The organism is Iodobacter fluviatilis (genome assembly GCF_900451195.1).
In the GTDB taxonomy this organism is placed as follows: Bacteria; Pseudomonadota; Gammaproteobacteria; order Burkholderiales; family Chitinibacteraceae; genus Iodobacter; species Iodobacter fluviatilis.
Genome location: NZ_UGHR01000003.1, coordinates 270392 through 288068, shown reverse-complemented (window position 1 = coordinate 288068; position 17677 = coordinate 270392). Strand labels below are relative to the sequence as shown.

The following is a 17677-nucleotide window of genomic DNA, read 5'->3' as shown; positions in this document are numbered from 1 at the left end:
TCACTTTAATGAGTGGCTGTCACGCAGAACTTTCAGAACAGCATTTTCACTGAAGTCACGTAGTGCAGTTTGTAGGAGATTCAATGCATCTGGGCCATTTCCCGCACGCACATGTTTAATACAGCGATGCCATTGAGCAATACCATTGCCTTCTGAACTTAGATGTTCGTCTTTACCCCCGCAGCGACTCCAAATTTCATTGTGGGTTGGTCCCTGAGAATAGAGCTCTGCCAGCGTTTGCTCAAACATCTGCCATGCATCATCGGGGGATATTTGAACCGAGTCTCCCATTTTCCAACTTAAGGTGATGCAATCCCACAATGGCATGATGTTCAAACACTCCCTGCAAAGGGGTTGGAAATCATCACGTAAGCGCACAATGTTGGCGGAGTGTGCAGCTGCGGACCGCCAGCTACGATCTTGAATTAGTTGGCCCAGCGACTTTGCGAGAGCTGGTGCTAGGCGATAATCATGGCTGTGCGACATTGAATTGAGCAGTGCGACGCAATCATTGTCACTCTGAGGGTAAAGCTCGTTGATGATATTGATGAACTGTGCAGAAGATTTTTGCGCTATAGAAAGCAGCACCATGTTGCCTTTGAGCCCAGACGTCGCTTCGCTGCGCAATGGTTCTTCCAGCCCGACAACACTGGCTGTTCCGTTTAGTACACCCGATAACCATCCCTCTGCGGTTAACTTGAGGATAGCTGTCGTCAAATTCTCAGGAATAAGTTTCCAAGCATCTGACCTGTTCATTACATGAGATAGATCCGCAAGTCTTGCTCTAACTAGTGGCCCCCAGACACGGACCGATCCTTCACCTCGTTGGATAATAGTCTGCAGTCCTAGCAATCTATCTGCTTCCTCAATGGCCAGAATCCCACCTCCAGCAATTACTTGATCCAAAATGTCGAACCAAACTAGCGAAGTCCAATCGAGATCGCGCAGACGTTCTGGATTAGCAATGACGATATTAGCTACAAGAGTCGTGACTTCTTCAATGTCCTCACGCACAGCAATAACGATGCATTCATTTGACGAAGCCCTCGACAACGAAGACTCAATAGCAACACGTCGAGCGCCATTGTAAGGAGCTAGCGCCAAAACAGCAGCTAGGGCTTTTGACGGTGTATGTGCTGCAGCCAATGCGACCCCGCAGAGCTGCCATGCTCCAATGTTTGCGCTTTTTTGTGCAATAGCATCAGCTATGAGCGATGGCAGAGCTACAGGAACGGAGCTCACCAATGCTTTGAGTTGGTTTTGAATATTAAAGAACGCCAAGGCTGCATCAATGGATTCAGGCTCCTTCTTGATAGTCTCCCATGCAAGAGCTGCGATGCCGGAGCTGTTGGCATTGATTGCAGACATATACCCAGCATGCACTTGGGTATTCCACCAGTTTTGTTGTGCTGCGCTACGGACAGCATGCCCGAATAGGCGACAATCGTCTTCGGTTTTTGCTATGTTGGCCGCACAGTTTCTTACCCATGTTTCCACTGCTACGGTGAACTCATGGGAGTCGAAACGCTCCAGTTGTAAATTGCGCATCGAAAGCACGTCGGCCGGAGTCCACTGCCCAGACATGGAAGTAAGTCTGTCCAGAGCCCTCTTGCGGACATCACTTGCTTGTTCTGTATCCCCTGACTTCGCCGCTAGCAAACGCACAAGTGTAATTTCGTCGCTAACAGTGATAGCTCCCCTCCACAATTGAAAGGCCTGCTCCAAGAGGATAAGGGAACTCGCTGACGGTATGTCGAAATCAGCCATCTCACCAAAGTTCAGCAACGAGCTGCAATCCGGCATGTTCAGCAGAGCGGCTACGGCTGTACTGGGTGGCTCGCTTAAAATGGAAAGTATTTGCCCTTGCGGATACCGAGAGGCCAGCTCATTGGGGACTGCAATTGCAAAAGATGCTCCGGTGTCCTCCGGTGAAAAACTCAAGCTAAAGATAATCTCACGGCGTAGCTGCTTGGGTACGACTTGAAGAAGATTGAGCATGATGTCGTCGAACCCCTCCTGGCCGATGTGTATGACCGGGCGTTGCTTCGTTGAGATGAGCGAATTCGCCATCGTAAGCAAGAGCGGGGAATGAACATTAGCTGGAGCCGTCGCCGTTTGAGTAATTGGCACAAAAGGCTTACGGTCGTCACTATCATGAGATTCGCGGAGGTTGTTGGCCAGCTCGCGAAGATCTGGGACAAGAGATAAGTCAGTTAGTGGGATAAAAGCGGCAACTGAATCAACCATGCCTGCGCGAGTTGTGTCGCGGCTGCTCCGAGTGTGAATTATTACGAAGTAATCGTCATGAATAGCAGTGCGAAAATAGGGCTGCCATTGCAAGCCCGTCGGAACAGTTCCAGGAAGATCTGTAATCCAAGCCGCTTGGCGAAAGACAAGCTGTAAACTGGGCTCCGTTGAGAACAGGAACGCGTGCCCTCCTTTGGGCCCATACCATGCCTTATAAATACGCATCAACTCTGAATTGCCTTTGCAAGCAACGAAACTGGGGAAGTAAGGTCTTTCGAGAGTGTCCCGTCTGTACTGACTACCCATCCCATATGCTCAGCGCCCTTATTGATGAAGTCCTGATTTGGAGAGTCCTTGGAAAGCGTGACTTCGGTCGCGGACAGACCAAGTACAAGCCTGCGGGGCTCGATCCAATTATTGCGAATAAATGCAGCAAGTAGAGGCAGTTTTTGGTTCAACACCTGCTCTGGGGTCGTGCCTTTTTGTACTTGAAGCTCATCCCAACACGTCAGAAGAACCACCAGAGCCGGTTTGTCCATACCAGTGCGCTTGTGAGTTGTGTACAGAAGCATTTGTAGCAACTCCACAAGCCGAACTTGTGGGGAGCGATCGACAACACCCATATCAGGTCGGGATGACCGGAGGTCGCCAAGCGGCCTAGAAAAAATATCTTCTATTAGGGGTGCGCTCTTAGCCCTAATCATCAAAATCCATCCATCTGCGGTCTCGACGCGCTGTTGCCAAGATGCGGGGATGCGTCGCTCTTCAAGGAGCTGGCTGACCTGTTCGCCGGCATAGTCTGGCCAATATAAGTCAATTGCAATATTGCCTTCGGTTAGGATCGGCAATAGGGTCTCTGTATAGGTGCCTGCAGCTGTATGCGCGCCAGGAACTCCACCGCTGAGCGATTGAGCCACGTCATCGAAAGCTGAAATATCTGGGGCAGCACCACGCATGCGCATGGTACCTGTTTCGGCGTTCAACCGTCCTATGAGCTGGGCACCATAGTGGCTCTTGCCAACGTTGGATTCACCGAAAACGGCAATCTGCAGAGTTATATCAAACATTGACGCCCCCGACCAAACGCAGTAGTTCGCGTTCAGGATCAGACTCTACCTGCTTGTCAAAGGTGGACTCTGCTACAGTCAGGGCCCACTCGAAGAGCTCAATAAGTCCCTGACCTCTGTTGTGAGGCCTCTGACCCTTAGCAGGATGCATACTAACGTTAAAGGTGGAGTAACGACCAAGGGACAGGTCTGCAGCTTGAGTTACTGACAGACGCATCTGCTCATCAACATTTACATCACTCTTGGTCCAGACGAGTGCAATCGGCCTGCCGCGCCGTTCTGCGCCAACTCTTCGCAACAGAGAAAAAAGATTTTTCCTTACTACACCGCGGCTGGCTCCGCTGAGTGCTTCTGAATCAACCACAAGAATAAGCACATCTGAGGTATCTGAAAGCCAAAGAGCTCCAGCGGCATCCTCAGCATCGCGACGTACGGCCCATCGACTGAACCATTCGCCTGGCGCATCCGCAAAAAGGATGTCACGCCTGGCATCGCACACTTGTAGACTCAAGTGCAGTAAGCCTGGATTTCGGCCAGCTCCACTTGAGGTGTGAGGCGGGAAGGCGGGTCCATGTGTTGCATTCCAACGTAAGCTACCTGCAATGTTTTCCCATCCTTCCAACGTCAGAGAACCAGCGAACGATACTGCCTCAGGACTGACGTCACGAGCAAGAAGGAGAAACCAAGCGCCTAACAGCGACGTCTTACCACTGTCGGCAGCTCCAAATATGCCGACAAGACGCGTTCGTGCCTTCCCCGCTAAGAATCCAATGTCCAGCGCCCCCATGGCATTGCCAGTCCAAGGAAGCCGTGCCCCATCCACCATTGCCTCTGTTATGTCAGACATTGACATATCGGGTTTCTGCTGCCAATGCTTGCATTGATGTGGCGAGGACTCCCCGATAATGCAACCAACTTCGTTAGGAGCGATGCAAGAAGTATGTGAACAACAGCCTGTCACGCTTGCTCCTCTAACTGCTCAATTTCGTCCGGTAAAAACAACGCGTCCAATGCCTTGATCTCTCGCAAAAACCAAATTGCCCAGTCTCCGAGTGTCATTGATGTCTTTGAATCAAAATCCAACTGAGGAATATCTAATTTTGCGTGTATACAAAAATTCGCAATCGACTGAATAAATAGGCTTCGATTCCCTAGCGTGATCCTCAGTCCCTTAACCCTTGCAATTCCCTCAATGGTTATAGACCGCTTATGTGCATCCATGAGCTCGCCCATTGAGATTTCCTCTTCACCACGAGAACCAATAGCGGCGAGTACTGCCTCAAATAGAAGCGATTCAACTGCTGGTGGATAGACCTCTGGCAATAGATTAGCCATGTCGATAGCCATGTGGAGCGGCACAAGTAGGCTATCGAGTTTGCGGTAAGGCATGGCAGCAGTCTCTGAGTACAGAGACTGTCGCCACCATAGTAGGTTGTTCGATATGTTCAGCTGGTTTTTACGTAATTGCTCAGAGCGGAAGAAATCATTCAATTTGGTTGCTATGGACTCGCCCAGCCCTTTAAACACTTGCGTGCTTGCCTTCAAGGCTGCATTGACCGCCTTATCGTGGACATCGGCCAGAAGTGGTGCCATTCTGTTGGCGAACTCATACGACCAATTGGTCGGTTGGCTAGGCCAGTACGGATTTGGGGTTTCCAGCGTAACTCCCGCTTTGTCCGTGTTGGGTCCCGCCGCGGCGGCAACCTGTGAGAACCATACGTTCGGATCCAAATTTTTCAGGGCTGGGGTAGATGAAATCTTTAAAGGTGAAATAGGTTCAGATGCAGTTTGTATCCGCCAGAGCTGCGTGAGACGTTCTGATTTGATGTCTCGAGCTCGCTCCAAAATCTTTGACAAGATTCGCTCTTCCTTACCCACATTGAGGTAGGGCAGGACGTTCGCTCCCACAAGATCAACGGCAACTGCCAAGACACCTTGTCTATCCATTGCTTGCATGACGGCCTCAAGAACAATGGCGCGATACAAAGTGAGTGGTTCATCTTGGAATGCGCCACGGAAAGTAGGCCAATACTTCTGCAATAGCTCGCCAATCGCGATGAGTGCCGGTTCCGGCCCAGCGGTGGGATCCCATGCTGTGAGCAGTGGAGTCATAGCGGCATTAGGCTCCACCATATACTGCTGCGACAGCTCGTTGCAAGCCTCGCTCAGTTTTTCCAAGCGAGAGTCTTCTGCTCCAATATCCAAAAGTCGAAGATTCAAAAAATCTTGCAGTACGCTGATCGTCATCTACCTATTCCATTACAATTATAATTTGCCATCTAGAAATTATATTGACAGTTTTTGTTGCTTCACGAGGAATGAGCGCAGTATGTCGTTGCATCTCTCAAGTGAAAAACCGGCATATAGTTATTGCAGCGTAACCCCAACCATCGAAAGCATGACTATCAATGTCAGCCTAGAGTGTGAAACTAGTTAATATTTCTATCAACAGTATTCCTCTTGGCTGGAAAAGACAAAAGCTTCATGAAAGTGCTGGTTGGATGGTAACATAGGGCGGTTTATCGGTCAGCCGGTGTAAAACCAATATTTTATTGCTTAGTGGAGTTTCTTTCTGCACGGCCTGATTTTCACAATCAAAGTGGGAAGCTGTATCCCAAAGTGCTATCTGAAAAATAATTCATCAAATGTTTACTTGAACAAAACGAGCACTGAACCTCTCGCAAATATAAAAACTATATTGTTTGGTTATGTGTTCTCAAGGCATGAGTACTGCAACAAGCTTGAAAACAAAGGTATGTAGCCGTAGGCGGCAATAATATGAAAAACCAGATTTACATCTGCGCAAGTGTAAATTTTAAGTTAGGACTTACTACAAATGGATTGGCTTACGTTTATCTCGAAAATAGCAGAAACGGTTGCTTGGCCATTCGTCGTTATTGTTATATTTTTGAACTTGAAAGATAACGTTCAAGAGCTTTTTCCAATTCTACGGAAACTCAAGTACAAAGATTTTGAGGCTGAATTTGGTGAGGGGGTAAGGGATATTAGCGAAAAACTGCCTGCTGGTGATACACAAAAATCGGCAGAAAGTGCTGGAGAGCCATCGTCACTTCGTGAGCAACTCTACCGTCTTTCTGAAACCGCTCCTCGGGCCGCAGTTCTGGAATCCTGGCTTCAGGTTGAACATGCTGCACAGCGTTTAGTTTCAAGAGCGGACATTGCAGATGGTTCACTTCGAAGGATGGGCCCAGCTATCATGCGAAACTATCTTGAAAAAACGGGAACTCTTTCCGAGCAGCAGCTAGAAAGTTTTAATAAACTGCGCAGCCTCCGCAACAAAGTTGTTCACTTCGTTGAGGTTTCTCTGCCTATTGATGAAGTGCTGGAGTATGTCGATTTGTCACTGTCTCTTGCATCTCAATTCGATGCGGCGTAACCACGGACTTCTGATAGCAGTCTTGGTTCAATAATTTCGGCATCAATACTGAGGTTTAGACTGTCCGCAAAGGCCGAGGTGTTGATGCTTGGGCTAGAAAATTGAAAGGCCGCTAGCCGTCTGGTTGCGGCCTTCTATATTTTTGATTTGTGCCAGTGCTATTAGGCCTTAACGGACAGTCAAAATCTCTTTGCCGATGGCCTAAATCAGTTTGCCACGACAAGTGAGATGCAAGATCAAATCGCTACCGCCCAGGCCTTAAATCGAGGCGGTCAAGCTCCTCTAGAGTTTGGACAACCGATTCAACAAGCTCACCATCAAAATCATCACGCTCCGCCTCCTCATGTGTGCCTTTATTGAGGTAGGTCCACACAAGGTTATTGACTGGGATACCTAGAACGCAGCCATAAGCAGCAAGAAGGGGAACCTTGTTGGCGTGATTAAAGGTTTGAGCATCTCGCAGCTTCTTGACCAGAGCTTCACAAAGATTCCTCAACGCGGGCTCGGCTCCAACCCCGGCGAGCATAAGATTCAAAACGCCCTGATCGTGACTTCCTAGCCAACGCCATGTCTTTTCAGACAGCATTTCCAAGGCTTGGCGAGAGGCAGCCAAAGCATCTCTATCATTTAGCGCTTCCCTTGCGGCTCTCGCCTTGGCGATGTAGTTTGCACTAGCAATATTGCCGGTCACCTTAGGTTGATAATTGCCGTCGTGATGTCGGAGTAAGTAGACTTGGCATCCATTGCGTCGTTGTGCTGGGAGATGTTGCTGAATATCCTTGATGAATTCATTGCTATGACATGTGACGATTAACTGGGTTTGAGCGAACATGTCACTTTCAAAGATGGCCTCTCGGATGCCCCCTCGATGGTCGTGATCTATCGCATTAATGGCGTCATCAAAGACGATGACTGGGCACTCGATACTCTTTGCTTTGGCCATAAGAATTGCCAATCCGAGACAGCGTACATGTCCTTCGCTAAGGACATGGAGTGCATCGACACGATCGTCTGGATTTCCACAAAAACTAATCTCAATCTTTCCGTCTCCACTCAAAGGGAGATGTAGAGCTGATAGTTTGTCCTCATCCCTATCGTTCCGATTGAATGCGTTATATAGATCCTTGGCTGCGTCGTTGAGTCCAGCCATTAATTGGCCGGGTAGCTGAGCTCTATAGGCCCTCAACTCTTCGAGGAATCGGTCATAGGCAACCTTAAATGGGATGTCCCGTGCGATGTCTAGCCTCTCCTGATCCGCTTGCGCAATCAGCACTGCATTTGTTTCGTCGAATGCCTGTATCCGGCTATTAGCTGCCTCGACGTTATCTTTCAGGCTCTGCCGCTTGAAGTCTTGCGCCTGAACTTTGAGTTGAAATTCATTAAGTCGCCGACGCTCTGCCACGTGTTGTTGTCGATCCTGCTGGGTCCGCCGTGACATATCGTCTTCTGCAGCCATGCGATCTACCACAGCCAGAACGTCGCTCAGGGCCGGAGGTCCATCTTGAATGGCAAGCGCTTGGGGAAAGATATCTGACCACCAACGTCCTACAGACTCTCCGGGAAGCTGTAACACCCACTGGCCGGTTGATGTACCATCCTCCTGTTGCGCGGTGATAAACGCAGCAACGGGACCAAGCATCTGGCGCAATTCGCGAGATACTTGCCCAAGTCTAGTCTGTGTGGTCTGCTGGTGATCTTGAAGAACACTAAGCTCTTCAAGCAGCCTCAACCCTTCAGTCGCTTTCTTGTAAGGATCTATAGCAACATGACCCTGGCCGTTCAGCGGGGTGTCGCATGCAGGGCAACGATCTCCGACAACTTTCTGTAATGCGAGAATCGAGTCATAAAGCGCCTTGAAAGAAACTTGGTCACTTTTGGATCGCAGCGCAGCAACGATGGAGTCAAGCTCCTCTCCACATTGATGTGCATTCTCAAAAGCATCCAAAAGGCCTTGGCGTGTCACGCCGAGCACATTTGGAGGCACCGCCTCCAGAATCGCATCGAGTTTCTGGAGGCGCCCAGGGGCTTCGGTGGTACCGATTAGACTCTTGAGTGCTTCATATGTGATGTCGGCTGCGAACTCCCTCGCCAGCGCAGCTTCCTCATCCGCCAGTGTCTGCAGAGCCGCGGCTTCCCCTTCGACAGTGGTAAGATCCGCGGTCAACGCATTCCGGCGCGCCGCCAAGGTGCTCTGCTGTTCGCTGAGAAGGATTAGTTGCCCGTCAATGTTCTCATTGAAATGGTTCACGAACTCATTGAACTGATCCATGCCGAAGAGAGTGGCAATTAGTTCAGCGCGCTGAGCATTGGGACGAGCGGCGATTCTTGAAAACGCATCGATTCGGTTTTTTTCTACAAAACAGAAGCGATAAGTGTCGGGGTTAGCAACGACGTCGACCTCCCGTCCTTGCTGATCCGTTGCTTTCAATATCGGTGCATCAAACCTTCTATCGCGAACATTGGCGAGATAAGTTTGGGCTGCAATGCGTTTGTTTCCTGCTTCTTCAACATCACCCAAGAGTGCGTATTCCAGCCCTTCACACAGGCTGGTCTTTCCGCTGCCGTTGGGACCATAGAAAAGGATGATCTGCTTGGTGAGATCGAACGGCTCTGGTGCCCGAAAACCTCGAAAAGGGCCTAATGTCAAATGACGAAGTCTTGCCCATTGCCATGGGCCGGCATCAGCCCCAGCAACCGCGGTTGGTGCCACGTCAGCAGTATGTGCAAGATCTCGACGAAGCAGGCCAACAAGATAGTTAGATCGCTGACTTCTTTGCCGCGAAGTCCCCGCCAACTCATTGAAGTTCGCCAAAGCCAGAGTGGCGATGCGACGGACATCCGCAGGGAGCTGTTTCTCTGGCTGATAGAGCCATCGTACAAAACGCTCAAAATCTTGCCTAGCAGATGCCATATCTTTTCCATGTTTTTAGCGAAAAACTGCAGTAAGCTTATCGTAATATCACGTTTATGGCACATGCCATGTACAAAAAATTTGATATAAGGAAACTCATGAGGTGAATCGTCCCTACAACCGTAGACGTTGTGGCTGCTTCGGCCTATGTGTCGATGCCGACGAGTGAAAAATGAAAGGCCGCTAACTATCAGGTTGCGGTCTTTATCTTTTTAGGAAAATGCCAAAGCTATTCGGCCTTTGCGGACGTTTTCCTGTGATGCGGATAACTTCAGGTCATGATTAGGAGCGGTAATTTCCTGCATGGCGTTGATTGGTTTAGCCTCTCACCACAGTATGCATGCGTATCCCGAGTTAAAATACGGGGATAGTCGCAAGAGATCGTAGAAATATTTTATTGCCAAGTTGCTATACTCCCCCACATTTTCGGGATTAACTAAGTTTTCAACATCGATAAAAATTAAAAAGGCTTTGCGATGATACAAGGACGCGTTTTGGATAATCTTGGCAGCCAAGGCGAAGCGGAACAAGCCCTCCAAGAGATTGAAAATTTATTCGGCACTGATTACCTAAATAATCAATCAGAAAAAAATCTTTTATCCATGCTTTGGAATAGAAAAGACAGGCTGTCCACAGTCGAGTTATTTATTATAGGAAAATGTATTTTAAAAATAAAAGAAGAGGATGAGTCATGGCTAAAAAAAACTGTTAGAGAAATAAAGAGGAGCCCTGACAAGACAAAGGGGCTTTTCTCAGAAATAATTTACTTTGGAATGCTATCTCTTCCTTATTCAAAAATAACTCCCGCAGCAAGGAAAAACCCCGGCTATGACTTCTCCATTACAATGAAGAACAGCTTCACTCAGTTTATATCCATAAAGAATGTAGATGTTTCTGATGAGCAAAAAAAATTCCAAGCAGGATGTAAACGAATTCGTGCAAAGTGGAAGGAAAGACTTCGCTTTTTTCATAAAAATCTAGGCTTAACAGTTATCAGCAAAGAGCCAATTAAAGAGAGCGATTTTGAATTAATAATAAAAAGTATTAAGGAAGTAAAAAAAATATTCCCTCAGCTTCGCATCACTGCTAGAGATGGGTTGGACATGCTAATAACAAGACTTCCAATTAATTATGAGGTCTCTCCGATCCACACCTCTGATATGGTTCTTATTTATTGCCCTAGCCCAGAATCAGAGAAAAAACGTTATGCAAATAAAGTTGCACTAGCAGCCAAAAATCTGATATCACACACTAAGCAAGAAATCAACGCACTACGGATAATTTTTATACGAGTAAACGTTCATGCGGATTATACGAGGATCCAAAATCGGGCAATTCAAATAATTAACGATCCAACCAGCAAAATTGATTGCATAATGACCTATCAGCCAAGCTACGTCAGAGACAATGAGGGCAATTCTATAATTCACCATTGTTTTAAACTTGAGGCAACGCAACGGTTCGCCATGAGCTTAGGTGAAGATGCTCCTGCAAAAATAACAATTCCACTTGGCATCACATCAATGAGCCAAGCACCTATCCAGTTTGTAGATCCCATAAATGGGAAAGTGCAAGAAATCCAATCAAGTGACTATATATTTCAGCAAGGCGATATATATAAGCTTGGTAAAATTGGAGAGGACATATACATTAATTCTCCTGCGCCGGGAATAAAAGTACATGGCGTATGTGAGATCAACAATCAATTTATTGCTATAAGCTCAAAATTGACACCAAATGAAGAAAATTTGATCTTAATTTGATATTGCTCCATCTATTCAATAACCGCACATCAGGTCACGCCGGAGGCATACGGTTTAGCTACAGAAAATCCCTTTCGAGCAGCACGTTGATTATAGATTTTATTAATTTATGGGGTAAATCATCCCATGATGAATTTGCAGGTTGGTGTGCGTTATTGGGACGATGCCTGAATTTTATTTCGTTGAAGTTGACGTCGACTAACTGGCGCAGGTCCCAGGGTGTATATGAACGAATCGCATGATTTCCAAAGGTCATGAGGAAAATCTTGTTGCATCATTTTTGCGATTCTTGCTCGAAGGGTATGTCCAGCAAAATGTTTGCCTTCTCGCCCAATAAACCAGTGAGAAACTAGTTTTTCTTCGACTAGAAATTTAGGTCGGATTGCCTTTTTATATTCGTCATTCAAGTTATTTGCTTGCTCTTTGAGTAACGTCTCAAATCCCGTAGCGTCACATCCTAGTTGGGCAGCGGTAGATAGAGTTTCCAAAATATCCTCTTCAGATTGGCTGCAAATTCCTTCAATAGGTATTCGTTTTAGTACGCTGAGTAATAAAATTAAGTAGTCTCTAGTGAGGGAGGCCTTTTGGTCTCGAGAGTTTGGGCAAATGGCCATTTGATATTCAAATTTACCGAGCAGTAACTTGAGCTCAGCAAGCGTTGCACGGTTTCTTCTCGATATTAGGGTATCAACAATCCTGCTTTCCTTGATTCCTAAGAGGTTCCTGACTGCCTTTTTTGAGACTAGTTTTCCGCTTTGCGCAATCTGAAATATGGCGCCATTAACATCATTAATGCAGATAATTTTTTTGCTTCGTGTCAATTTACTGTCCAACAAGCTTGTAAGCCAGCTAGGGCTATAATTCGCCGTTGGAGAAAACATGCTACTGGTGAGGCCCACACGCTTGGCTATAAAAAGAAATCTTTCCGGCCACTCTTCCATAAGCCAGTAGGCACTTTGAATAACTTCCCTCCTATGATTGATGTTCATTTCTTCAATGAGTGTTTTTTTTTCTAGATAAAATGGCAATTTATTGTGTAGTTGAATGGGTATAAAATCCCATACTGAATTAGCTGGTTTACGCAGTAAAAATTGACATAGCACCCATAAACCTTCAAAAAAATCTGCTCGTGTGTGTATCTGTGAAACGGATTGGGGAAGTGCTTCAGTTGTTATCAAACTCCAAAATGTTGTAGCAAGTGTATGTGCGTTGTAAGGTAATGCGCGGCTATTTCTCAGGTCAAATCCACATTGGGGACATGAGGTAATAATTGACCAGGGTCGGCTTTGTGAGAGGTTTTTAACCGTAGCGGGCCAAATGTGGCTAGCACATTTGGGGCAAGACTCTAAGAGTTCAATGTTGTGTTCTGGACATTCAGTTAAAAAAGCAAAACGCCAGTGAAGTCTAAAGTAAGGGATGGGGTCAGATTTAAGGCATTCTGGGCAGAATACAGGGCCGCTGGAGTGCTGCCGGTCTTTTGCCCCAAGGATTGTTTGCCAGTGAAGTTGGGTAGAGTAGCCTTGATGGTTTTGTAAAAGCGCTAGTTCTGAGTCAAGGGTTAGATGCCCAATTCGATTTAGCTCTATTTGGAAGTTTTGGCTGAGCCATAGCTGCTCATCAACCTTTGGTAGGCGGTCTGGGTCTGCTTGAGATTTTGGGCCATGGGGCTGCGGGTATCGCCAGAAACCATTCGCAAAACCTGCCCTTTGTCTCCAAGAAGATAAAGATTCAAAAGGCAGCGGGTGTGGTCTAAGCAAGAACATTTCGCCATCCCCGAGCTTGCTCGGATACGCGAATAATATCGCTTCGTATTATTCCATAATGACCCCAGCCATGCCCTGCCGATATGCGGTAAACCATAATTGTGTCTGCCAATATCTCACGCATTAATGCAAACCAAGCTTCATTCCACCATTTGCAGTTTGGTCCTGCAGGTGGCAAGGTCGCAAGCGGAATTACTTGCTCATTAACTTCTAGATCCTCCGTAACTTTTGAACTAAATGCGTGAATAAAAGAATCTACATCCGAGCGATGAAAGCGGGGTGATCGTGGTTTTGTAGGAAGGTAAGTTGCATTTAACTTTCCAATTCGGACCAAGCCAAGCACGCTACTTGAAGAGCACCCAACAATTTCTGCCACTTCGTAATGGGTTAGCGTTGATTCAAACCATTGTTCTAATTTTTCAGCCTCTTGCCGGCTAATCCAGTAATTTGTTCTTTTACATTCAACGGTTATTGACTTGATTTTAAAATAATCAGAATAGAATAGTTTTGTTGTTGCTTCAGCGTCTAGCCTTGCAATATTGCGAATTTTACCTAAGGAAACCATTGGCTCCTGAATATGATCAATAACATTGATATATTTTATAGCGTCTCGTTCTTTTTTTTTCTTGTAAAGCTCGTCAGATAGGCTGACAAAAAAAGGAATTTTACTGTTTTTTAGAGTTTTACGAAAAACTCCAATTTCTTTATTGTTAATGTTGGTAGATATTAAATCTTCAGCAAGGCTGATTGGTCCTCTTTTTATTATATATTTTACAGTTTCCCACTCGCCTTGCCATAGCCATGGTTGAGGTCTTTTTCTAGTGGAATGTTTTCTAGACATCAAACTTAATAAAGCAAATAGAGCCAAAGCAACCAATCGCTCTTGATGAATAATTGATTCGTTTAGATACCATTTTTTTGTATTTCTCCATGGAGCGAAAATGGTTTCAAATAAATCTACAGCCGTATCTAAATGAATAATATCGAGGTTTGCTAATGCTTGTCCACAGTTGCAATGCGAAAGATGATTTCGTGAGTAAGTGAGAACTTGCCCACATTTAATGCAGTGGTTATGCAGGAGAAGTTGATGACGCTCACAACGCAAAGTGAGATAAAAGTCAAAGTAGATTGGTGATGGATTTTTTTCTTTAATGCACATCGGGCATATTCTAGCTCTAAGCCAAACTTTATCTCGGACCAACTGCGCACGCTCGCTATTACAAAGTGGTGGTGATAATGCCGTAATACTGATTCCTCTTAGGTATTGTGCTAATGCATCATCTGTAAAAATCCCAAGTTGACTTTTAGGTTGATTGATGATGATTGCTAATTTGTTGATATTGGATAAGTTATTTTCTTTAGCTAGTCGAAGTAGAAAATACCCTCTACTCTCAGTTTTAGAGCAGCGTGGTCGAATTAATAAACGAGCAATTTGAACGGGTTTCATTGTTTTGAATATCTTTTTTATTTTTCAGTGTTCTGTGTTGCATTCAGAACGCCATACAAGGGCTCACCTTTTTGGTTAAGTAGTCTGCTTACCTGTCCTAGAAATGGATTAATTTCTTTGCCATACTCCTGAAATGTTTCATCAAATCCTTTTGCTAGATCGGTTATTTCAAGTTGCTCACGTTTTTGAGTCACTGCATATTTGACCGCGCAGCTTAAAATTTGAAATATATAATCCTGAATTCCCCCACTCGCATAAGCTAATGGAATTGAAATTTCTTTTAGGCTTAATCCTGAGATACCATTGATAGGAAGAAAGTTATCAATTAGTCGTAGGAAATTCTTGAATTCCAAAGCGCTAGATTCAGTGTTTATGTCAAAATAATGCATCATCAATTTTCCTGGGCAGCGACGTCGTAGCTGAATATTAGGAACTAATATTGCATTGGCGTCTTGAGTCCCAAGTAAAACTACTAGTGCAGCACTATCATCAATAAGGTCACGAATCCAATTGCCGATTTCAATAATTCCACCTTCACGTCGTTTTGAAGGGATATCTTGGATATTATCAATAAATATTATTTTAGTTTCTGTTTGCTTTAAAAGGTTTATTGCACGCTCATCTAAGTCAAAATGAGTACCTGCTGCTTCTTTTGGGTCACCTAGTGCTTTTAGTAGAGATTTGTCCATGCCTTTGCGGGTGATTACCTTTGGGACTGAAAAATACACAATAGGTACTATTGTTTTCTCATCAAGTATTTCTGTCGGCATCTGAGCCTTGAAAATCCGAGTTAATGTTGTTTTACCACAACCAGAGGGGGCTTCAACAAATATGGCGCGGCCTTTTTTGGCTTGCTTACAATAGTTCATCTTGTTGCTAATTGCGGTTACAGTGCGGGCGAGCTGGGGGTGCGGCACAAACATTGAGTCGTTCATGTACTGTAAACGTAGTGCCAAAGGCTTACCTAGCCACATTTGTTTTGGCTTTGGGCTAAGTAGGTCAGATGTAGATTCTTGTTGCATTGGGATTACCTGAATAAATTTGTGATTTAAAGTTGATTGTTTTTCATATATTAAAATTTAAAGGCCCAATCATCTTCTATGGTTTCAATGTTAATTTCATCAATCACAGAAATAGTTGCTTCAAGGTGACTTACAATTTCAATTTTTTCTTTTGGAGGCGTGGAAATATTTTTTTCTTGAAAATCTCCAACAGATCCTAATTTTTTTCCTCTGGCGCGTTCTGCCCTTTTTTTTGAGTAACGAAGTTGCTCTACAATTTTTGCTAAGCTAGCCCTCCCATCTAGCAGTTCATTTTGAGATGGGTTTTGTTTTCCACGTTCAATATTTAATTTAGTAATTAAGCCATGCTGATATAAAGTCAGGTTTTCTGTGTACTGAGGTGTGGTTGAAGGTACTTCAAAGTATTTCTGATTTTCTGGATCGAGCACGTATATTTTATCAAGGCAATTAGGATTGTATCTATATACAATTTGGAAATTATCACCATGTTTTTTTTGCAATAAAATAAGTTTTTGATTTTGATAAGTTAGGTTTTTTCTTAATTGTATTCCATCTGGACGAAGTTTCTTTTGCTCCATTAGAGTTGCCGCAAGCAAGGCTGTATCAGCCTGCTTTGGTAGTCGAGGGGTGATATTTCTCATTCCGATTTGCCATTTTTGGTGAGGAGTCATTCCCCCTTCTCTGACGTTATTGCAATAAACGTCGTAAGTCCATTTAAGAAAGGCAATTTCAAATTCTTGAGTGGTTAGTGCGGCGGATTCAAGTCCTTCAGTTAATCTATCCTTTGTTTTTTTTTCGCCACGGAAGCCGGGTAATGTACAGAGAAAGTCTACTGTCATTTGTCCGTTAAAATCTTCAACAACGGATTTTTCTGTTGGGGTGCGTGGTTTTGACCAAGCGAATATTGTTTTACCGGATGCCTGAATCATGAAGCTTTCGAGTTCTTTTGCATGGTTGTACATAGCATTATCAAAAATAGCCACACCAAATAGACCGAAGTATTGAGGCTTATTTTTTATTTCATTAAATCGTGTATCATTGTATTTATACGGAAGCATGGCTTCTAAAAATGCTTGTTTGGCACTCAAAACATTCCGATGTGAATCACTAATTGAAAATCCCAAGGGGACTTTCGTAAACTGATCTATGCCCGTCGTGATAAATGCGCGTCCATAAGGTAAAAGCGTTATGGGATCAAAGAGAAAGCAACCACTATCTTTATCATCAAATTCAACAACTTCCAGAGGCATTATCGCTTTATCGCGAGGGTAATGCGTCCTAAATTGTTTATTTGCCGCCGCTTGTCCTTTATTTCGTAGTGTAATTTCAAATGCACCAAATGAGTCCTTTATTCTTCGCTCAATTGATGAGCGACTAGGCATATGATTTAAGAAGTTATTAGGGTCTACTGTGCGTAGTTTTATTTGAAGCTCACTTTCAAAATCTTTGGCTTTTATTCTTTTTTGTTTGTTTTTATAATAGTCTTGGATCAGCTCTTTAAATTGTTGCTCTGCCTCATTCGACCATCGGTGGCCTCCTATTCCTCCTCTGTCCCTAAATTTAGGGAATGCTGCTCGTTTATCACCTAACTTTTCTATTTTTAGGGAGCAACTGTATAAGGTTGATAATTTTATAGGCGTTAAATCTTTAGCCTCTGTAACTAATTTTGCATAATCTAGCTCAAGCAAAAATGTTGGCCTTAAGCTTGAATAGCCTAATTCACGTAATTTTTCGATATAAAATATTTTTTTAAGTCCATTTTCTCTGGTTGCGTCACTTAATGCGTTTACTGGCACATTAAGTTCCTTAGATAACTCATCTGGATTGAGCCCTTCAGAGAGCGCTTTTTTCGCTTCTTCTAGCGAACATGGAATGAGTTGCCCCTCTCTGTATTCTTGAAGGAGTGCTAATAGCGTGAAAGGTCTTGTGTCCCTCGTGCGCAAGTTTTCAAGCAAATATGATTGGTCATAAATTTCAACAATTTGCGCAAAACATGCGCCATGTCGAAATACCTGTCCAATTTCAAATGCAAAAGAATCATCTCTGATAGGGGTATTCAT

The 17677-nt window shown here is 44.8% G+C and carries 11 protein-coding genes; 2 read left to right on the top strand and 9 right to left on the bottom strand.

Going from position 1 to position 17677, the window contains the following annotated elements:
* The 4 genes from DYD62_RS16675 to DYD62_RS16660 all read right to left on the bottom strand — a co-directional run bounded on the left by DYD62_RS16675 (nt 1) and on the right by DYD62_RS16660 (nt 5561).
* Nucleotides 1–2472: a GAP1-N1 domain-containing protein gene (locus DYD62_RS16675; protein ID WP_115228552.1), complete on the bottom strand. Its 2472-nt coding sequence runs from the start codon at nt 2470–2472 to the stop codon at nt 1–3.
* On the bottom strand, nt 2472–3314 hold the full coding sequence (locus tag DYD62_RS16670) for a TRAFAC clade GTPase domain-containing protein (RefSeq protein ID WP_115228551.1): 843 nt from the start codon (nt 3312–3314) through the stop codon (nt 2472–2474). Before DYD62_RS16670 ends, DYD62_RS16675 begins: the two co-directional genes overlap by 1 nt.
* Complete coding sequence (locus DYD62_RS23475; protein ID WP_233702975.1) at nt 3307–4101, bottom strand: TRAFAC clade GTPase domain-containing protein; 795 nt, start codon at nt 4099–4101, stop codon at nt 3307–3309. The genes DYD62_RS16670 and DYD62_RS23475 overlap by 8 nt, the downstream gene beginning before the upstream one ends.
* Nucleotides 4102–4271: 170 nt before the next feature.
* Entirely contained in the window at nt 4272–5561 is a 1290-nt protein-coding gene (locus DYD62_RS16660) for a GTPase-associated system all-helical protein GASH (protein WP_115228549.1), read from the bottom strand.
* A 589-nt stretch (nt 5562–6150) separates the two neighbouring features.
* Between DYD62_RS16660 and DYD62_RS16655 the strand changes: the two genes are divergently transcribed.
* On the top strand, nt 6151–6711 hold the full coding sequence (locus DYD62_RS16655; RefSeq protein WP_115228548.1) for a hypothetical protein: 561 nt from the start codon (nt 6151–6153) through the stop codon (nt 6709–6711).
* 244 nt (nt 6712–6955) lie between these two features.
* Here DYD62_RS16655 and DYD62_RS16650 read toward each other — a convergent pair whose 3' ends face one another.
* Complete coding sequence (locus DYD62_RS16650) at nt 6956–9622, bottom strand: AAA family ATPase (protein ID WP_115228547.1); 2667 nt, start codon at nt 9620–9622, stop codon at nt 6956–6958.
* Nucleotides 9623–10098: 476 nt separating this feature from the next.
* Here DYD62_RS16650 and DYD62_RS16645 point away from each other — a divergent pair, with 476 nt between their 5' ends.
* On the top strand, nt 10099–11385 hold the full coding sequence (locus DYD62_RS16645) for a hypothetical protein (RefSeq protein WP_115228546.1): 1287 nt from the start codon (nt 10099–10101) through the stop codon (nt 11383–11385).
* Between the two features lie 152 nt (nt 11386–11537).
* Here the strand turns inward: DYD62_RS16645 and DYD62_RS16640 are convergent, their stop codons facing one another.
* The 4 genes from DYD62_RS16640 to DYD62_RS16625 are packed head-to-tail and all read right to left on the bottom strand — an operon-like array spanning nt 11538 to nt 17677.
* Entirely contained in the window at nt 11538–13148 is a 1611-nt protein-coding gene (locus DYD62_RS16640; protein ID WP_115228545.1) for a TniQ family protein, read from the bottom strand.
* Nucleotides 13135–14595, bottom strand: coding sequence for a hypothetical protein (locus DYD62_RS16635; RefSeq protein WP_115228544.1), 1461 nt, complete (start codon nt 14593–14595; stop codon nt 13135–13137). Before DYD62_RS16635 ends, DYD62_RS16640 begins: the two co-directional genes overlap by 14 nt.
* Nucleotides 14596–14612: 17 nt before the next feature.
* Entirely contained in the window at nt 14613–15617 is a 1005-nt protein-coding gene (locus DYD62_RS16630; protein WP_115228543.1) for a TniB family NTP-binding protein, read from the bottom strand.
* Nucleotides 15618–15667: 50 nt separating this feature from the next.
* Nucleotides 15668–17677: a TnsB C-terminal domain-containing protein gene (locus DYD62_RS16625; protein ID WP_115228542.1), complete on the bottom strand. Its 2010-nt coding sequence runs from the start codon at nt 17675–17677 to the stop codon at nt 15668–15670.